This window comes from Mesorhizobium sp. M7A.F.Ca.US.007.01.2.1 (assembly GCF_003998165.1).
In the GTDB taxonomy this organism is placed as follows: Bacteria; Pseudomonadota; Alphaproteobacteria; order Rhizobiales; family Rhizobiaceae; genus Mesorhizobium; species Mesorhizobium ciceri.
Window position 1 is genome coordinate 1 of the sequence record NZ_RZQP01000422.1, and the last position, 2,309, is coordinate 2,309.

The window sequence follows — 2,309 nt, forward strand, 5'->3', positions numbered from 1 at the left end:
GCATGTCGGCGATCGAGTATTGCCGCACGGCGGCCCTTGGCGGTCGGCAGCGGTCGCGCCGTGGCCGACTTCGGCCGCAGATCGAAATCCCCATAGCCATCGACTGTGCCCCGCGGGTTCCTTCCTCGGGGACTTTCGTACGCCTGCCGGCGCCCGAAACTCTTCACGGAAGCAGAAGGTGCGGTTCTGAAACGAACTGGCCAGAAAAGGGCTCCCCTACCGGAAATCGGCGGCAGTCAAAGTGTAAGAGCTGCGGCGGTCGCGAGAATCGGCTTTGCTGGCAATCTTGTGAATGGATGATCGCAAGGTGTCGAAAGCTGAAAGGCATTTTGTTTCCGACGCCGTTGTCCCCACCAAGGCGATGTCCGATTTTGCCAGCGCCGCGATCTCGACGAAGAAACGCACCTCGAACATGCAGTCATGGCCGGTGAAGCGGACGGCGTTGCGGGCTTCATCGAAACTGCGGCTGGGATTGGGAAAGGAGAGCGTCATGATTGGCCCGCCGCTCTCTCGCGCGGGACAATAGGCGGCGCGGTAATCCACGCCGTGCGACGCTCGGCATTGCGCTGGTTGAGGGGGTCAACATGCGGCGTGTCGCATCGGGGCGGCTGAGGCCGGCCATGGCAACGCCGTCTCCGTGTGCCGGAATTCCCGAGAAGACGTGATAGACGGTCCAGGAACGATCCGCTTCACGCGGCGTCCGTATTGGCGATTTGTGAAGTCGCGTCCCGGCGCGCCACTTTCGTGTTCCCAAATCCGAAGCGCGGCGGCATTGCACTGCCAATCGGTTTCAGTGTTGCGGACAATCGTGACGTTGGCCTTTCCTCATTTAATCGCTTCAGAGGCGAGAACGCCCGAATAGAGCGTTGCGCCATTCGTGTCGGCGATCGTCATGGCGTCCGGCCGCTGTGGCATGTTCAGGGTCCCAGCCAAAAGCCTGGCGATTTCGATCGCATCTTCGAGGTCGGCGGCTTCCGCCGTCTCGCGGCCGAGCACGGCATGCGCATCGTCCGCTTCGCGGGTGCGATAGAATTCGATCACGATCTTCATCGCCGTCCCGTCTCGCCGTGTCAGTTCTTGCCTTTGCCGCGCGGGGCGCTGATGTTGGCGGTAAGCCTGGTCTGGGCACCGAACACGCTTTCAGGCTTAGGCAGTGCCTTTTCCAGCTTCGGCTTCCTGATTTCCCGGCTCGAGCGTTTCTGTCCCTTTGACATGTGCGAACGTCCTTTCAGAGAGTGTTATGATGTCACTGGGCGACGTGGCGACCGGTTCGAGACTGTCCTGGGTCGCCACCCGTTCATGACGTTCGCCGTCGCTGCGGATGCGGTATTGCAGCGAATCTCCCCTCGCAGGGAGCGTGGCCCTGATGCGGTAGATTTCCGCGGTCTGTGGAAACGTGCCAAAGCCGCCCTTCAGCCGGACAGCCTGTCCGACGGCAAACAGATGCGTTGCGGCTTCGCGGCGGATCGGGCGTGGGTTGCGTTGCATCAGGGTTGTGGTTTTCATCATTGTCTCTGGTCCTGCTCCAGTGCGGCTTCAAGCGATGCCGGTTCGATCGGCACCATCTGCTGCGTGGCTCCGACGGCGGAGATCGCCGGCAGGTGAATGAAGGTGGCCACGCGGCGCCATGCGATCAGCGAAGCCCCTTCGAGAGCTTCCTCGTCTTGATCGACGCGATACGCTCCAGGTGGTTGCGGCGTATCGAAGCCAGGCAGCGAAAACGCCGCCCTGAAGCGAACGATTGAAGATGTGGTGCGGCTGGTCATCAGTTGCGGCTTCCCGCGGAAACGCACGACGCCTTTCCGTATCATTCCCACTCGAACCGCCGGAGCGATGCCCGACGCTGCCAGTATATCCGTGGTCAGCGTCGGTTTCATTCCAGGGTTCGAGCGGGACGAAATGTGCGCCGGATCGGCTCATGCACTCGTTTTCGAGAATTGGTGGTGAATCGCAGGACTCTGACACAAAGCCAACTCTACCAAATCAACGAGCTTTACATATGCGCCTCAATTGCGTTGCAAACAAGGTCTCGGCGCCTTTTCTTTTTGGCTTTTAAATAACAAATCGATGTCCGTGAAATTCAAGGCGGCAGAAAGTTTTCCGCCAACGCAAATAAATTCTGCGAGGCTCGAAATTATTTCGTTCGATTGTTTGGGGCATACACGAGAATTAATTCTGGCATTCCTATCTATCGAGTGCCAACGCGTCTATAGAGGAGGGGCGTGGCCGCCTGTGCCGGCCCCCAGAAAGAAAGTTCCCATGAAATTTCGGCCACTCCACGACCGCGTCGTCATTCGTCGCGCCGAAGG

General features: G+C 59.5%; 4 protein-coding genes. All 4 read right to left on the reverse strand.

All coding sequences use genetic code 11. The features are described 5' to 3' along the window. Window positions 1-216: 216 nt before the first annotated feature. The 4 genes from EN949_RS34600 to EN949_RS34620 all read right to left on the reverse strand — a co-directional run bounded on the left by EN949_RS34600 (window position 217) and on the right by EN949_RS34620 (window position 1,766). Window positions 217-492 carry a DUF1488 domain-containing protein gene (locus tag EN949_RS34600; protein WP_127366030.1) on the reverse strand — a complete coding sequence of 92 codons (276 nt, stop codon included), beginning with the start codon at window positions 490-492 and terminating at the stop codon, window positions 217-219. A 333-nt stretch (window positions 493-825) separates the two neighbouring features. Then, window positions 826-1,050, reverse strand: a complete 225-nt coding sequence (locus EN949_RS34610; RefSeq protein WP_024505330.1) for a hypothetical protein — start codon at window positions 1,048-1,050, stop codon at window positions 826-828. A 96-nt stretch (window positions 1,051-1,146) separates the two neighbouring features. Further along, window positions 1,147-1,506, reverse strand: a complete 360-nt coding sequence (locus EN949_RS34615) for a hypothetical protein (protein ID WP_064994922.1) — start codon at window positions 1,504-1,506, stop codon at window positions 1,147-1,149. Beyond that, window positions 1,506-1,766 carry a hypothetical protein gene (locus EN949_RS34620; protein WP_024505332.1) on the reverse strand — a complete coding sequence of 87 codons (261 nt, stop codon included), beginning with the start codon at window positions 1,764-1,766 and terminating at the stop codon, window positions 1,506-1,508. Before EN949_RS34620 ends, EN949_RS34615 begins: the two co-directional genes overlap by 1 nt. Window positions 1,767-2,309 lie beyond the last annotated feature (543 nt).